Genomic DNA, 14659 nt, shown 5'->3' on the forward strand with positions numbered 1-14659 from the left:
GCCCGCCGATTCTACACCGGCTTTTTACGCGCCCGCGCGTCCCACGGTCTTCGGCGCGTAGCCGAAATAGCGGCTGAATGCGGCGCTGAAATTGGGCGGATGGCGGTAGCCCGTTTGCCAGCCCGCCTGGGCGACTTGGCAACCATTTTCCAGCAGTAACTTTGCCCGCTGCATGCGCAGTGCCAGCAGGGTGCGCTGGGGGCTGTCGTTGTAGCGGTAGCGCCATCCCTGCTTGAGTTTGAACAAACTCAAGCCAGCTTGCGCACACAGGTAGTCGAGCGTGAGGTCTTGCGCCATCTGCTCCTGCATCAGCGCATGGACACGCTCCAGTTTGGCGATATCGGTGTCGCACCAGCGCGGCACGGTCGCGGGCGCCGGCCGCAGTGCCCGCAGCTGTTCCGCCAGCAGGCTGAGCACGCCAATATGCACGGCCAGCGGGTCCGTCGCGCGCAGCAGCGCGCGCGCGTGCAGGACGGACGCTGCCGTGGTGGCCGCATGCGCCAGCTGGCGCGCGCCACCGTCGGGCAGCAGCGATATCAAGCCCTCCGGCCAGTAGCGCGCCAGCGCGTCTTCATCGACCAGCACGCGCAATTGCGCCGCCCGTTGATTCGCCTCGAAACGGCGCTCGCCGCTGACGTGGCGAAACGCCGTCACCGTCGTATGGCCGCCACGGAAACGCAATTGTTCGCCGTCGCGCGTGATGTAGCCGGACGCGCCTTCCAGGCCGATGGTGATCACCATGCCGGCCGCGTCGTCATGCTTCGATGGCTCGACGAGCGCCAGGCGCGGGCGGTAATCGGAATGCACGAGCAGCAAGCCCTGCTCGACCTGCCTCTGGTCGGCACGGCATTCGCCCATCCCCGGATCCAGCTGGCGCCGCGTCCAGCCTGCCGCTTCCCTGTCCTGTTCCCGCATCGCTCCTCCCTGTTTTCTCGCGCGCCGTCGCGCATACGAAATGCGCCGTGCCGCATACAAATGCAAATGATAATTATTCTCATTGTTGCATAAAATAGCGTTCATGCACACCTCGTGCCCACCATGCCGAAAGGAAGCGCCATGCCATTCACCACGCAACACGCCTTGCAACCGTATTGGAACCTGGCCGTCGCGCCCGTCCAGGCGGACGGACTGGCCGCCGCCCTGGAACTGGGCATTTTCGAGGTGCTGGCCACGCCGCACACGCCGGCGCAGCTGGCCGAGGCCCTGTCGCTGCATGCGCCGCACACGGCCCTGCTGCTGGAATTACTCTGGAGCATGCAGGTGCTGGAACGCGACGGGGCCAATGACGAGGCACAGCGTTACCGTTGCACGGCCGCCACTTTGCAGTATTTCTGCCGCCACTCCGTGGCCTTTTGCGGCGACGCCTGGCTGTACCGGCTGCACGCGCTGCGCCATTTCGCCATGCAGTTGAGTACGCTGGTGCGCGAGGGCGGCAAGGCGGCGCCCTACAGCACGGCCAATGGGGTCAACTGGGCCGTCGCCGCGCAGCAGCAGATCGGCCAGGAACAACGCGCCGTCACCATGCGCGCGGCCCTGTCCGTGATGCAGCGCATCGCCCCGTTTGCGGACGGCAACACGCCGCTGCGCCTGCTCGACGTGGGCGGCGGGCCGGGCTGGGTGGCCATTGCACTGGCGCAAGCCCATGCGGGTTTGCACGGCTGCGTTTTCGACTGGCCGGAAACGGTGGCCGTGGCGGCCGCGAACATCGCCCATGCGCAACTGTCTGACCGCCTGGAGACCTTGGGCGGCGACCTGGACAGCGATGATATCGGCAGCGACTACGATCTGATCTGGTGCTCGTCCGTGCTGCATTTCGTGCCCGACATGGCGGCAGCCTTGCGCAAGATCCATGCGGCATTGAAACCCGGTGGCGTGTTCGTCTGTGTGCAGGCGGAAATCGCCCCGACGCCCGTCGATGCGGCAAGCGTGCTGCCGTACTACTTGCCGATGCGCATGCTGGGCCGCACGGTGACGCGGCAGGGAGAATTGGCCCGGCTGCTGCGCCACACGGGCTGGCGGCAGGTCGAGCAATACGGCGCCAGCGATTTTCCCATGGCGCCCGTGCAAGTGCTGATTGGGCGTGCCTAATAATTACCATTTAGTAATTATCTTTTTTATAGCAAAAAGGGAGGCAAATGCGCTAAGCTGTGCCGGCATTGATCGATGTCATCCGCAGCACTGTGCTGCCTTCACAAGGAACCCATCATGAGTCAAGCTATTGCAGGGAAAGTCGTCCTCATCACCGGTGCCAGCAGCGGCCTGGGCGAAGCCACCGCGCGTCATCTGGCCGCGTTGGGCGCCTGCGTCGTGCTCGGTGCGCGCCGTATGGATTTGCTCAATACCATCGCCGAGGAAATCACGGCCGCCGGCGGCCAGGCCGCCATTGCCGATACCGACGTCACTCAGGCGGGCGACCTGAAGCGTCTGGTCGACACGGCGCTGGCCGTATTCGGCAAGGTCGACGTGCTGATCAACAACGCGGGGCTGATGGCCATCGCGCCGATGAGCGCCTTGAAGGTCGACGAGTGGAACAACATGATCGATATCAACATCAAAGGCGTGTTGAACGGCATCGCCGCCGTCCTGCCATATTTCCAAGCGCAAAACAGCGGCCACTTCATCAATATCTCGTCCGTGGCGGGGCAAAAAGTCTTCAGCCCGGGCGGCACCGTCTACAGCGGCACCAAGTTTGCCGTCAGCGCCATTTCGGAAGGCTTGCGCCATGAGCTGGCCGCCAGCGGCGGCACCATCCGCACCACGACCATCTTGCCGGGCGCCATCGCCACGGAACTGCCGGGCGGCAGCAGCCATGCGGAAAGCGCGGCCGGCTTGAAAGAGTTTTACAAGCAAGCCATCCCCGCCGACGCCGTGGCACGCGCCGTCGCGTATGCGATCGGGCAGCCGGACGACGTGAGCATCAATGAAATCGTGCTGCGCCCGACGGTGCAGGCGTTTTAAGCGACATCTTGCTGCAGCGACTCGATGATCAGGCCGGCCAAGCGCTCGACGGGCGGCCTGGATACGCTTGACGCACGCAGCAGTTCCAGCGACAACGGGGGCAGGGCGGGCAAACCCGCCGCCATGTGATCGAGCGCGCACACGGAAGAGGGCAAGCCCAGGCTGGTGCGCACCGTCACGCCCAGCCCGGCGGCCGCCGCCGCCCACAGCCCTGCCAGGCTGGGACTGGTAAACGCCGTGCGCCAGGCGATGCCTGCATGGTCCAGCGCCTGCGTGGCGCAGCGCTGGAACAGGCAGTCGCGGTCGAACGTAATCAGCGGCAAGGGCTCGCCCGATTCCGGGCGCCAGGCCAGGCTGGACGAGGCGATCCAGCGCATGGCCGGTTCGGCAATGTGCTGACGCTGCTGCGGCGGATACTCGGCCACGTCGGCGATGCAGGCGCCGCCCCACAACAGGGCCAGGTCCAGCTGGCCCATGGCAAGCCGTTCCATCAATTCCGTGTTGCGCGCCACGTGCGCCTCGATGCGCACCTTCGGGTGCGCGCGGGTAAAGCGCCCCAGCACGTCCAGCAGCAAGGCTTCGCCAAAGTCCTCCTGCAAGCCGAGCCGGATCCAGCCTTCCAGCTCCGCCCCGCGCAGGGCGACGGCCGCCTCGTCATTGAGTTCCAGCAGGCGGCGCGCATAGCCGAGCAGCACCTCGCCGGCCGGCGTCAGCGCCAGTCCCCGGCCATCCTTGCGGAACAAGGGCATGCCCGCCTGCTCCTCGAGTTTTTTCAGCTGCGCGCTGACGGCCGAGGTGGAACGGCCCACCTTGTCCGCCGCGCGGGCAAAGCTGCCCAGTTCGATGCCAGCCACATAGCTGCGCAAGAAGGCGATGTCGAAGTTAAGCAGGCTCATGGGGCAAACGCAATCGTCCGGTTTTATGGGATGGTGACTAGTAAATTATCTGATATTCAGAATGATCGTACTGCGCAACACTGTCAGGGTCAACCACTTTCCCCTCCTTGCCATGACCACCAGCTGCCCAGTCATTTCCGTTCCCGTCACCGCGCCCGTGCTGGGCGATGCCCACCGCTGGAAAGTGCTGGCCGTCGGCGTGGCGGCCAATGCCAGCTTTTCCGCCGCCGCCAACGGCATGCCCACCACGGCCATCTGGCTGCGCAGCGGCTATCACCTGAGCAATACCGAACTGGGCGTGGCGCTGGGCGCCATGGGCCTGGGCGTGGCCCTGACCGAATTACCGTGGGGCATGGCCACCGACCGCTGGGGCGACCGTCCCGTACTACTGACCGGCTTGCTGGGCACCATGCTGGCGCTGTTGACCTTGCTGCTGTGGATTACGCCGCAGGGCAGCGCCGTGCCGCCCCTGTGGGCGCTGGCGGCGGGCCTGGCGCTGGTCGGCGTGCTGGGCGGCAGCGTGAATGGCGCCAGCGGCCGCGCCGTGATGCGCTGGTTCGGCGCCGGCGAACGGGGTTTCGCCATGAGCATCCGCCAGACGGCCGTGCCGCTCGGCGGCGGCCTGGGCGCCCTCGTCCTGCCCAGCCTGGCATCACGCTATGGCTTCATGCCCGTGTTTGGCGCCCTGGCCCTCGTATGCGGCCTGTCGGCGTTTTTTACGTGGCGATGGATGCATGAGCCCGATTTCTCTGCCGAGGCCGCCACGGGGCCGCAAAACGCGTCCACGGGCCTGATTGGGGGCAAGCCTGCGCCGCCGTTGCCAGGTCCGCTCAAAAACCGCAAAGTCTGGCGCATGGTGGCCGCCATCGGCTTGCTGTGCGTGCCGCAGTTTGCCGTGCTCAGCTACGCCACCGTGTTCCTGCACGACCATGGCCACCTTGGCCTGGCGGCCATCACGGCCGTGATGGTGGCCCTGCAGGCGGGCGCCATGGTGATGCGCATCTGGAGCGGACGCCACACGGACCGCCACGCGAACCGGCCCGCCTATTTGCGCGGCTCGGCCCTGGTGGCGCTGGCGTCGTTCATTTTGCTGGGATGCATCGCCTGGCTGGACGCGCCGGGCTGGCTGTTGATGGCCGCCGTGGTGGCCGCCGGTATCGCCGTGTCCGCCTGGCATGGCGTGGCCTACACGGAACTGGCGACGGAAGCGGGCGGCGCCAACGCGGGCACGGCCTTGGGCATGGCGAACACGGCCGTCTACGTGGGGCTGTTCCTCACGCCGATCGCCATCCCGCACGTGCTGGCGGCCAGCAGCTGGCCCGTCGTGTGGTGGGCGGCGGGGCTGGTCGCGCTGATGACCTGGCCGCTGTTTCCGAAAGACTAGGGCAGCGTCCTGATCCGATAAACGCAGCGCATGGCGTTCGCCAGCACATGCTGCTCGCGCACGATGCTGGCGCTCGGCCCCACCACTTCCTGGAACAGCTGCAGTTCCGAGCGGCAAAAACCCTGGCAAGTGCGCGCGGCGGCGCAGATGGGGCAGTGATCCTCGATCAACAGCCAGTCGCCGCCGTCCGCTTCCACGCGCGCCATATAGCCCTCCTCGTCGCGCACGGCCGCCAGCTGCCGCAAGCGCGTGGGCAAGTCCGGCGCCGAGCACGCCAAGGCGTAGGCGCTGCGGCTTTCCTCTTCGCGCTGCGTGATCAATTTATCCAGCCCCGCCTCGCCGAACAGCTGGCGCACGGAACCGATCAGCTTGATCGTCAGCTGCGCATGCGTGTCGGGAAAGCGCGCATTGCCCGCCTCCGTCAAGACCCAGTTCTGGCGCGGCCGGCCCGCGCCCGCCTGCGCTTCCTGGCGCCCCTCGATCAGGCCCGCCGCCACCAGCTTTTGCACTTGCTGGCGCGCCGCCTCGCCCGTCATGTCCAGGGTCTTGGCCAGGGTGGCCGTGGAGACGGGTCCCTTGGTCTTGATGAAATACAGGATGCGCTCCGTCGTTTGCGGTGCCTCGCTATTATCCAAACGTTTACTTGTGTAATTCATTTCACTCAACTATCATGGGGCCAGTTAACCAACTAATTGCTTGCATAATAGGCCGGTAGCTCCCCGCTGTCGAGGAGTTTCCACGTCCGCATGCCGGCAAGACACTCTTTTGGACTGGAATCCCATGCAGCTGCAGCACTCGATCTGGCTGTTTCACGCCATTCTCGCCACCGGCCTGGCCCTCTGGCTCAGCCTGGCCGCCATCAACAACCTGCACGCCTTCCACGGCGCCGTCTGGGCCATCGGCAACACCATGCGCATGGACCCGCTGCGCCAGGACCCGACCATCGTGACGCCGCTGCTGCGCCGCGCGCTCACGTCCTTGACCCTGCACCGGCTGTCGCTGGGCGCGGTGCTATCGCTGCAACTGCTGGCCGCCATCGCCGCCTGGACGGGCGTGGCGCTGTTCCTTGGCGCCTCGCCGACGGCGGCGCTGCCCTGGCTGAACCTGGCCTTGTGCGCCATGGCCGCCTTCTTGCTGCTGATGCACCTGGGCGGCCTGTGGTTCGGCTACTGGATCGCGCAGGAAGGCTTGCAGACGACGCACCTGGTGCTGCTGCTGTGGACCATCGGCCTGTTCCTTCTTTTCAACGCGCAGCGGACCTGATCAGCCTCTGCTGCGCCTCTCTTCCTTGTGACTGCTGTAAAGGACTTCATCATGCATACGAAACTCGTCGGCGCCTCCGCGCTGGCCATCACGCTGGCCGTCGCGGGCGCCGCGCTGTACCCGCGCGCGCACTCCCAAGCGGCCGATGCCGCCGCCACTCACGCCACCAAGGTGGCGCTGGTCCCCGTCGTGCTGGGCACGCAGGAGCGCTACTTCACCGGCGTGGGCGAACTGGAAGCGGCGCGCCAGGTGCTGGTGGCGGCCGAAACGGGCGGGCGCGTCACGCAGATCCGCTTCGAGTCGGGCCAGAGCGTGGCGGCCGGCGCCGTCCTCGTGCAACTCAATGACGCCCAGGAACAGGCGGCCCTGCTGCGCCAGCGCGCGCAGCTGAAAAACGCGGAAAGCAGCCTTGCCCGCACGGCGCAGATGGTCAGGGAAAAGGCGGCCACCCAGGAGCAGCTCGATAGCGCCCTGGCCGCGCGCGACGCGGCCCTGGGCGACGTGCGACAGACGGAGGCGCTGATCGCGCAAAAGACCATCCGCGCGCCGTTCGCCGGCCAGCTGGGCATCCGCAAGGTGCACGCGGGTCAGTACCTGAACGCGGCCGACACGGTGGCCAGTTTGATCGACACGAAGTCGCTGCTGGTGAACTTCGCCCTCGATGAGCAGAGCAGCGCCAAGCTGGCGCCGGGCCAGGCCGTGCAAGTGCTGGTGGACGCCTATCCCGATGAAGTCTTCACGGCGAAGATCAACGCCGTCGATCCGCTGATCGCCCGCTCGCGCATGGTGCAGGTGCAGGCGGCGCTGACCCATCCCCGCAGCGCCCTGAGGCCGGGCATGTACGCGAATGTGCGCGTGGCGCGCGTCGCGGGCAGGCAGCTGACGGTGCCGGAAACGGCCGTGACCTACAACGCGTACGGCGACACGGTATTCGTCGCGCAGCAGGAAGGCAAGCAGCCGCTCACCGTCAAGCGCGTGGCCGTGAAACTGGGCGAGCGGGCCGGGGGCAGGGTGGCCATCCTGGACGGCTTGCGCGAAGGCCAGCGCGTGGTCGCCTCGGGCCAGCTGAAACTGGCCGACGGCATGGCCGTGCAGGCCGTGGCCAATACCCTGGACGAGGCGAAACGCGCCGTGCCCAAGGCCGGCTCGTAAAGGAAAAACATCGCCATGAAATTTACCGATCTATTCGTGCGCCGCCCCGTGCTGGCGCTGGTGATCAGCACCTTGATCCTGATGCTGGGCGTGATCGCCATCCTGCAACTGCCGATCCGCCAATACCCGATGCTCGAATCGTCCACCATCACGGTGAGCACCACGTATCCGGGCGCCTCGGCGGAACTGATGCAGGGCTTTGTGACGCAGCCGATCGCGCAAGCCGTGTCGTCGGTGGAAGGCATCGATTACCTGACCTCGTCCTCGGTGCAGGGCAGCAGCACGGTCACCGTGCGCATGGAACTGAACCGCGATTCCACGCAGGCGCTGACGGAAGTGATGGCCAAGGTCAACCAGGTGCGCTACAAGCTGCCCGAAGGCGCTTTTGACCCCGTCATCGAGCGCTCGGCCGGCGATTCCTCGGCCGTCGCCTATGTCGGCTTTGCCAGCGAGAGCGTGTCCGCGCCCGCGCTGACGGATTACCTGGCGCGCGTCGTGCAGCCGATGTTCGCCACCATCGACGGCGTGGCGAAGGTCGACGTGTATGGCGGCCAGCAGCTGGCCATGCGTTTGTGGATCGACCCGGCCAAACTGGCCGCGCGGGGACTCACGGCGGCCGACGTGGCCGACGCCGTTCGGCGCAATAACTACCAGGCGGCGCCCGGCAAGGTGAAGGGACAATTCGTCGTCTCCAACATTAGCGTCAACACGGATCTGACCAGCGTGGCGCAATTTCGCGACATGGTCATCACCAAGGGCGGCGATGCAAAGGACAGCGCCGCCCTCGTGCGCCTGAAGGACGTGGGCACGGTGGAACTGGGCGCGGCCGCGACGGAGACGAGCGGCATCATGGATGGCGTGCCGGCCGTGTATCTGGGCCTGTCGCCCACGCCGGGCGGCAACCCGCTGGTGATCGTCGACGGCATCAAGAAGCTGCTGCCAGAGATCCAGAAAACCCTGCCGCCCGGCGTGAAGGTCGAGCTGGCGTTCGAGACGGCGCGCTTCATCCAGTCCTCCATCGACGAGGTGGCGCACACCCTGCTCGAAGCGCTGCTCATCGTCGTCATCGTCATCTACCTGTGCATGGGCTCCTTGCGCTCGGTGCTCATTCCCGTCGTGACGATTCCGCTGTCGATGCTGGGCGCTGCCGCGCTGATGCTGGCCTTCGGCTTCAGCATCAATTTACTGACCTTGCTGGCGATGGTGCTGGCCGTGGGCCTGGTGGTCGATGACGCCATCGTCGTGGTGGAAAACGTGCACCGGCATATCGAGGAAGGCAAGACGCCCGTGGCGGCCGCCCTGGTGGGCGCACGCGAAGTGGCCGGCCCCGTGATCGCCATGACGATCACCCTGGCGGCCGTGTATGCGCCGATCGGCATGATGGGGGGGCTCACCGGCGCGCTGTTCAAGGAATTCGCGCTGACCCTGGCCGGCGCCGTGGTGGTGTCGGGCGTGGTGGCGCTGACCCTGTCGCCCGTGATGAGCTCCTTGCTGCTGCAGCCGAAACAAGCGGAAGGGCGCATGGCGCGGGCCGCCGAGCACTTCTTCGAAGGTTTGACTTCGCGCTACGCGCGCCTGCTGGACCGCTCGCTGCAGCACCGCTGGCTGAGCGCCGCTTTCGCCGCGCTGGTGATGGTCAGTCTGCCGTTCCTGTACCTGCTGCCGCAGCGCGAACTGGCGCCGGCGGAAGACCAGGCCAGCGTGCTGACGGCGATCAAGGCGCCGCAGCATGCCAACCTCGATTACGTCGAGCGCTTCTCGTACAAGCTCGATGACATCTACAAGCATATCCCCGAAACGGCATCGCGCTGGATCATCAATGGCGGTGAAGGCCCCGCATCGAGCATCGGCGGCATCAACCTCACGCCCTGGGCCGAACGCTCGCGCAACGCGGCCGTCATCCAGGCCGAATTGCAGCACGCCGTGGGCGACGTGGAAGGCACCAGCATCTTCGCCTTCCAGCTGGCGCCCCTGCCGGGGTCGAGCGGCGGCTTGCCTGTGCAGCTGGTCTTGCGCAGCGCGCAGGATTACGCCACCCTGTTCCGCACCATGGAAGACGTCAAGCAGCGCGCGCGCGATAGCGGCCTGTTTGCCGTCGTCGACAGCGACCTCGATTACAACAACCCCGTGGTGAAGGTTAAAGTGGACCGCTCGAAGGCGAACAGCCTGGGCATCCGCATGCAGGACATCGGCGAATCGCTGGCCGTGCTGGTGGGCGAAAATTACCTGAACCGCTTCGGCATGGATGGCCGCGCCTACGACGTCATCGCGCAAAGCCCGCGCGAACAGCGATTGACGGCGCAAGCGCTGACGCAGCAGTACGTGCGCGCAGACGATGGCAGCCTGCTGCCGCTGTCCGCCGTCGTTTCGGTGAGCGAACAGATCGAGCCGAACATGCTGACGCAGTTCAACCAGCAAAACGCGGCCACCTTCCAGGGCGTGCCGGCGCCGGGCGTGACCCTGGGCGACGCCGTCGCCTTCCTCGACGGCGTGGCGAAAACCCTGCCGCCGGGCTTCAGCTACGACTGGCAATCGGACGCGCGCCAGTTCGCCACGGAAGGCAATGCGCTGCTGCTGGCCTTCCTCGCGGCCGTCGTCGTGATCTACCTGGTGCTGGCCGCCCAGTATGAAAGCCTGACGGACCCTTTGATCATCCTGATCACGGTGCCGCTGTCGATCTGCGGCGCGCTGATCCCACTGGCGCTGGGCTACGCCACCGTCAACATCTATACGCAGATCGGTCTCGTGACCCTGATCGGCTTGATCAGCAAACACGGGATTTTGATGGTGGAATTTGCCAACGAATTGCAGGTGCATGAACGGCTCGACCGCATCACGGCCATACGCAAGGCGGCGCAGATCCGCCTGCGCCCGATTTTGATGACGACGGCCGCCATGGTGGTGGGCCTGGTACCGCTGCTGTTCGCTTCCGGCGCGGGTGCCAACAGCCGCTTCGGCCTGGGCGTGGTGATCGTTTCCGGCATGTTGATCGGCACCTTCTTCACGCTGTTCGTGCTGCCCACCGTGTACACCTTTTTGGCCCGCCGCCACACGGCCGACCATGCCACGCCGCGCGCGCGCGACCTGTCGCAGGCGCTGAAGGAATCCCCATGAAAAATTACCGCTATCTTGTCTGCCTTTTCCCCCTGCTGGCCGGCTGCGCCGTCAGCCCCGCCTACGTCACGCCGGGCACGCCCGACGTCCATCTGGCCAGCCCGCAGCAGGCGCAGTTCGCACCCGCTGCGAGCGCCGTCAGCGAGGCCGCCTGGTGGACGTTTTTCGATGATGCGCGCCTGTCGCAACTGATCGCCAGCGCTTTGACGCACAACCTCGATATCGCCCAGGCACAGGCGAACCTGCTGGCCGCGCGCGCCGTCTTCGACGAACGCCGGCTCGATGAACTGCCCACTGTCACGGGCCAGGCGGGCTGGCAGCGCAGCGTCCAGCAAGACACGCCGGACAGCCACGCCGCCAGCACGCATACGCGCGTGGGCTTCGACGCGCAATGGGAGATCGACCTGTTCGGCCGCCTCGCGCATATCAGCCGCTCGGCGCAGGCGCGCGCCGACGCGGCGCAGGCGGACTTGCGGCAGGTGCAGCTGACGATCGCCGCCGAGGTGGCGCGCAATTACTACGAGGCGCTCGGCTACCAGCAAAACCTGGCGCTGACGCAGGCGCAGGTGCACAGCTGGCGCGATACGGTGGCCCTGATCGACGCGCGCATCCGCGCCGGCGGCGGCTTGCCGGAAGAACGCCACAACGCGCTGGCCAACCTGGCGCGCAGCGAGGCGGCCATCCCGCCGTTGCAGGCAGGCTTGCGCCAGGCGCAGTACCGGCTCGACGTGCTGAGCGGCCAGGCGCCCGGCGCCATCGCGCTGGCGACCATGCCGCGCCAGGAAGCGCCGCTGGCGGGCCAGCTGCCGCTGGGCGACGTGAACCGCCTGATCAAGCAGCGTCCCGACGTGGTGCGCGCCGAGCGCCTGCTGGCCGCCTCCAGCGAAGACGTGGGCGCGGCCACGGCCGACCTGTATCCGCGCCTGAGCCTGGGCGGCTTTTTAGGCTTCTTTGCGCTGCGCGGCAGCGGCGTGTTCGACGGCGGCGCGCGCGCCTTCGAGCTGGCGCCCTCGGTCAGCTATCCGGCCTTCCGCCTGGGCAGCGTCAAGGCACGCCTGCGCGGCACGCAGGCCGAGGCGCAGGGCGCCCTGGCGCGCTATGCACAAGCCATCCTGGTGGCGCAGGAAGACGTGGAAAACGCCGTCACGCAACTGGCGGAAAACCAGACGCGATTAGCCTCGCTGCTGGAATCGGCACGCCACGGCAATGCGGCCCTCGGCATCGCCAGCACCCGCTATGCGGGCGGCGCCGGCAGCTATCAGGCGGTGCTGGAAAACCAGCGCGCCTTGTACGATATCCGGCGCGAAGCGCTGCAGGCGGAAACGGCGTCGTATATCGATGCGATCGCGCTGTACAAGGCGCTGGGATGGGGGCACACTATGTGATCTGTTTAGCTCGGAAAGGCAAAGCGATGTTCACGCAAGGCAGCTGGCTCAACCCACCGGAAACCTGGTCCGCCGACGACGCGCAATTGCGCGTGACGACGGACGCGCATACGGATTTCTGGCGCAAGACCTCGTATGGCTTTATCCGCGACAGCGGCCACTTCTTCGGCACGGACATCGACGGCGATTTCACGGCGCAGCTGCATGTGGCGGCGCAGTACGCATCGCTGTACGACCAGGCCGGCATGATGGTGCGCATCGATGCGGACAACTGGATCAAGTGCGGCGTCGAATTTTCCGACGGCCAGCTCTTGTTGAGCAGCGTGCTGACGGTGGATAAATCCGACTGGGCCGTCAGTCTGGCGCCCGCCATACCGGACGGTCTCTGGCTGCGCGTGACGGTGGCGCAAGGCGTGATCCGGGTGCAGTATTCAACCGATGGAAAGCGCTGGCCGCTGCTGCGCCTGGCGCCGTTTCCCGCGGCCGGCAGCTACCTGGTGGGACCCATGTGCTGCACGCCGGAGCGCGCTGGCCTGGAAGTGATTTTTTCCCACTTTTACTGCGGCCCCGCGCTGCAAAAAGACTTGCACGATTTAAGCTAGATCAAGCGGCCCACGTCTCGTGCAGATGGCGCCACAGCAGGCCGCCATCCGGCGTTTTCTCGTACACGACGGTCGACAGGCGCTCGGTGTTTTCCGCGCCCGGCAGCGACTGGAATTCACGGTAGGACACGGTGGCGCCGGCCGCGCTTTCCTGGATCAATGTCAGGTCGCTGATGCGCATGGCGAGGCCCGGGCGGCTGCCGCCGGCGCCCTGGAACAACGCCGTCAGGCCGGCATGATCGAGCCGCTTGCCGCCGGGTGACACCATCGTGAAATCCAGCGAGAAACGCGCGAGCAATGCGGCGCAATGCTGCGGCGCCGTGGCCTCGCCGGAGAGCCACTCGCGGATCAGCACATGCGTGGTCAGGACGTCGTCAAAATAAAGGTTCGATGCATTCATTTTTTTGCTGCTCCATGGTGATGTAAAAGGTCGAGAACGGCGCGGTTGTCGATGCGCGCACACAGCGCCAGCGGCAACACGCACGAGGCGGCGGCCAGCGCAAAACACCAGTGAAATACCTGCGCCGCGCGCGCATGCAGGGCGGGGTCGTCCAGGGTGGCGATGCCCTGCGCCGCCAGCAAGCCATTGAGCAGTACGCTGAGCAGCGCGACACCCAGGCAAAAGCCCAGTTGGCGGTTGATGTTCCATACGGCGCTGGCCTGGCTCAGTTGCCCATCCGGCGTGCGCAAAAACGCCGTGCTTTGCGCCGTGCTGCTGCATAAGCCGCCGCCAAAACCCATCACCGCATACGCCCAAGCCAGCCAGAACAACTGCCCCGCGGAGTCCACCCGCAACAGCATCAGCATGCCCGCCGCCTGCAACAGGGCGCCAGCGATGAATAGCGGTCGCGGCCCCACGCGGCGATAGCTTTTACCGGTCAGCGAAATGGCGCCAAATGAGGCCAGCGCCCATGGCAGCATCAGCGCGCCCGCCGTCGACGCCGACATGCCCAGCACGCCCTGCAAATACAGCATGGCCAGCAGGCTCACGCCCATGAAGACGCCCGGCACCAGCAGATACATCAGCATGGCGATGCGCAGCAGCGGTTCGGCGGCCAGGCGCAGGTTGAGCAGCGGCGTGGATTTTTTCAAGGCGCCGCGCACGTAGCCCCACGCGCAGGCGGCGCCCAGCGCCAGCACGGCGGCACCGGCGGACAGCTCGCCCGGCGTGCCCAGCATCGTCAAGCCCAGCAACAGCAAAAGGATGGCAGTGCTGCCCGCCACAAGGCCGCCCGTGTCGAGGCGGGGAACGGCCGCGCGCGGCGGATCGGGACGCAGCCAGCAGGCGGCCAGCAGCAGCGCCAGCGCGGCAAACGGCACGTTCAGGTAAAAAATCGCCCGCCACGACAGGCTGTCGACGATGACGCCGCCCAGCGCGGGCGACAGGGCGGGCGCCAGCAAGCCCACCAGCATGATGACGGAGGACAGGCCCGGGCGCTCGGCGGGCGTATAGAGCTGGTAGGTCATGCTTTGGCCCAGCGGAATCAGCAAGCCGCCGCCCAGGCCCTGCACGCAGCGCCAGGCGATCAGGGTCTCGATCGAGGGCGCCAGGCCGGCGCCGATGCTGGCGCATAAAAAAGTTAGCAACGATGCCATGAACACGATTTTGCTGCCATAATGGGCAGCCAGCCAGGCGCTGGCCGGGATGACGATGGTCAGGCCGAGGATGTAGCCGGTGCTGATCCAGGCCAGCTGCGCCACCGAGGCGCCAAACGCATGGCCGATGTCGGGATAGGCGACGCTGGTGATGAACATGTTGATCAGGTCGACGAAAAATCCCAGCAGATAGATGGCCGCGACCTTTTTGCGATAGTCCATGGTGCTCCGAATGGCAAACGGCCAGCTTAAGCTTTCATCGCCATTTGCGTAACGGGCCAGCCCCGATTACACTGTCAAACAAATTTT

At 66.3% G+C, this 14659-nt stretch carries 13 protein-coding genes; 8 read left to right on the forward strand and 5 right to left on the reverse strand.

Annotated elements, in window-relative coordinates; translation table 11 throughout:
* Nucleotides 1-24: 24 nt before the first annotated feature.
* Nucleotides 25-915: a helix-turn-helix transcriptional regulator gene (locus tag GCN78_RS09450; RefSeq protein ID WP_152251495.1), complete on the reverse strand. Its 891-nt coding sequence runs from the start codon at nucleotides 913-915 to the stop codon at nucleotides 25-27.
* 141 nt (nucleotides 916-1056) lie between these two features.
* On the opposite strand from GCN78_RS09450, the gene GCN78_RS09455 reads away from it, so the two are divergent.
* Both GCN78_RS09455 and GCN78_RS09460 read left to right on the forward strand, forming a co-directional pair.
* Nucleotides 1057-2088: a methyltransferase domain-containing protein gene (locus tag GCN78_RS09455; protein WP_152251496.1), complete on the forward strand. Its 1032-nt coding sequence runs from the start codon at nucleotides 1057-1059 to the stop codon at nucleotides 2086-2088.
* A gap of 117 nt (nucleotides 2089-2205) precedes the next feature.
* Nucleotides 2206-2958 carry an SDR family oxidoreductase gene (locus tag GCN78_RS09460; protein WP_152251497.1) on the forward strand — a complete coding sequence of 251 codons (753 nt, stop codon included), beginning with the start codon at nucleotides 2206-2208 and terminating at the stop codon, nucleotides 2956-2958.
* On the opposite strand, the gene GCN78_RS09465 is transcribed toward GCN78_RS09460, so the two are convergent.
* Nucleotides 2955-3854: a LysR substrate-binding domain-containing protein gene (locus GCN78_RS09465; protein WP_152251498.1), complete on the reverse strand. Its 900-nt coding sequence runs from the start codon at nucleotides 3852-3854 to the stop codon at nucleotides 2955-2957. The two genes, GCN78_RS09460 and GCN78_RS09465, sit on opposite strands and share 4 nt — an antisense overlap.
* A gap of 112 nt (nucleotides 3855-3966) precedes the next feature.
* Between GCN78_RS09465 and GCN78_RS09470 the strand changes: the two genes are divergently transcribed.
* Nucleotides 3967-5238 (forward strand): MFS transporter, encoded by a 1272-nt coding sequence (locus GCN78_RS09470; RefSeq protein ID WP_152251653.1) that lies wholly within the window; start codon nucleotides 3967-3969, stop codon nucleotides 5236-5238.
* Here GCN78_RS09470 and GCN78_RS09475 read toward each other — a convergent pair.
* Nucleotides 5235-5894 (reverse strand): helix-turn-helix transcriptional regulator, encoded by a 660-nt coding sequence (locus tag GCN78_RS09475; protein ID WP_152251499.1) that lies wholly within the window; start codon nucleotides 5892-5894, stop codon nucleotides 5235-5237. The genes GCN78_RS09470 and GCN78_RS09475 overlap by 4 nt on opposite strands.
* 124 nt (nucleotides 5895-6018) lie before the next feature.
* Here GCN78_RS09475 and GCN78_RS09480 point away from each other — a divergent pair, with 124 nt between their 5' ends.
* From GCN78_RS09480 to GCN78_RS09500, 5 genes are read left to right on the forward strand one after another with little or no spacing between them, the layout of a single operon-like run.
* Nucleotides 6019-6501, forward strand: a complete 483-nt coding sequence (locus GCN78_RS09480) for a DUF2165 family protein (RefSeq protein WP_152251500.1) — start codon at nucleotides 6019-6021, stop codon at nucleotides 6499-6501.
* Between the two features lie 51 nt (nucleotides 6502-6552).
* Entirely contained in the window at nucleotides 6553-7653 is a 1101-nt protein-coding gene (locus GCN78_RS09485; RefSeq protein WP_152251501.1) for an efflux RND transporter periplasmic adaptor subunit, read from the forward strand.
* A 15-nt stretch (nucleotides 7654-7668) separates the two neighbouring features.
* Complete coding sequence (locus GCN78_RS09490; RefSeq protein ID WP_152251502.1) at nucleotides 7669-10767, forward strand: MexW/MexI family multidrug efflux RND transporter permease subunit; 3099 nt, start codon at nucleotides 7669-7671, stop codon at nucleotides 10765-10767.
* Entirely contained in the window at nucleotides 10764-12152 is a 1389-nt protein-coding gene (locus GCN78_RS09495; RefSeq protein ID WP_152251503.1) for an efflux transporter outer membrane subunit, read from the forward strand. Before GCN78_RS09490 ends, GCN78_RS09495 begins: the two co-directional genes overlap by 4 nt.
* 26 nt (nucleotides 12153-12178) lie before the next feature.
* Nucleotides 12179-12754, forward strand: coding sequence for a DUF1349 domain-containing protein (locus tag GCN78_RS09500; protein ID WP_152251504.1), 576 nt, complete (start codon nucleotides 12179-12181; stop codon nucleotides 12752-12754).
* 1 nt (nucleotide 12755) lies between these two features.
* Here GCN78_RS09500 and GCN78_RS09505 read toward each other — a convergent pair whose 3' ends face one another.
* Together GCN78_RS09505 and GCN78_RS09510 are read right to left on the reverse strand one after the other, a co-directional pair.
* Complete coding sequence (locus GCN78_RS09505) at nucleotides 12756-13154, reverse strand: DUF4440 domain-containing protein (protein ID WP_152251505.1); 399 nt, start codon at nucleotides 13152-13154, stop codon at nucleotides 12756-12758.
* Nucleotides 13151-14572, reverse strand: a complete 1422-nt coding sequence (locus GCN78_RS09510; protein WP_152251506.1) for an MFS transporter — start codon at nucleotides 14570-14572, stop codon at nucleotides 13151-13153. The genes GCN78_RS09505 and GCN78_RS09510 overlap by 4 nt, the downstream gene beginning before the upstream one ends.
* Nucleotides 14573-14659 lie beyond the last annotated feature (87 nt).

This window comes from Janthinobacterium rivuli (assembly GCF_009208735.1).
In the GTDB taxonomy this organism is placed as follows: Bacteria; Pseudomonadota; Gammaproteobacteria; order Burkholderiales; family Burkholderiaceae_D; genus Janthinobacterium.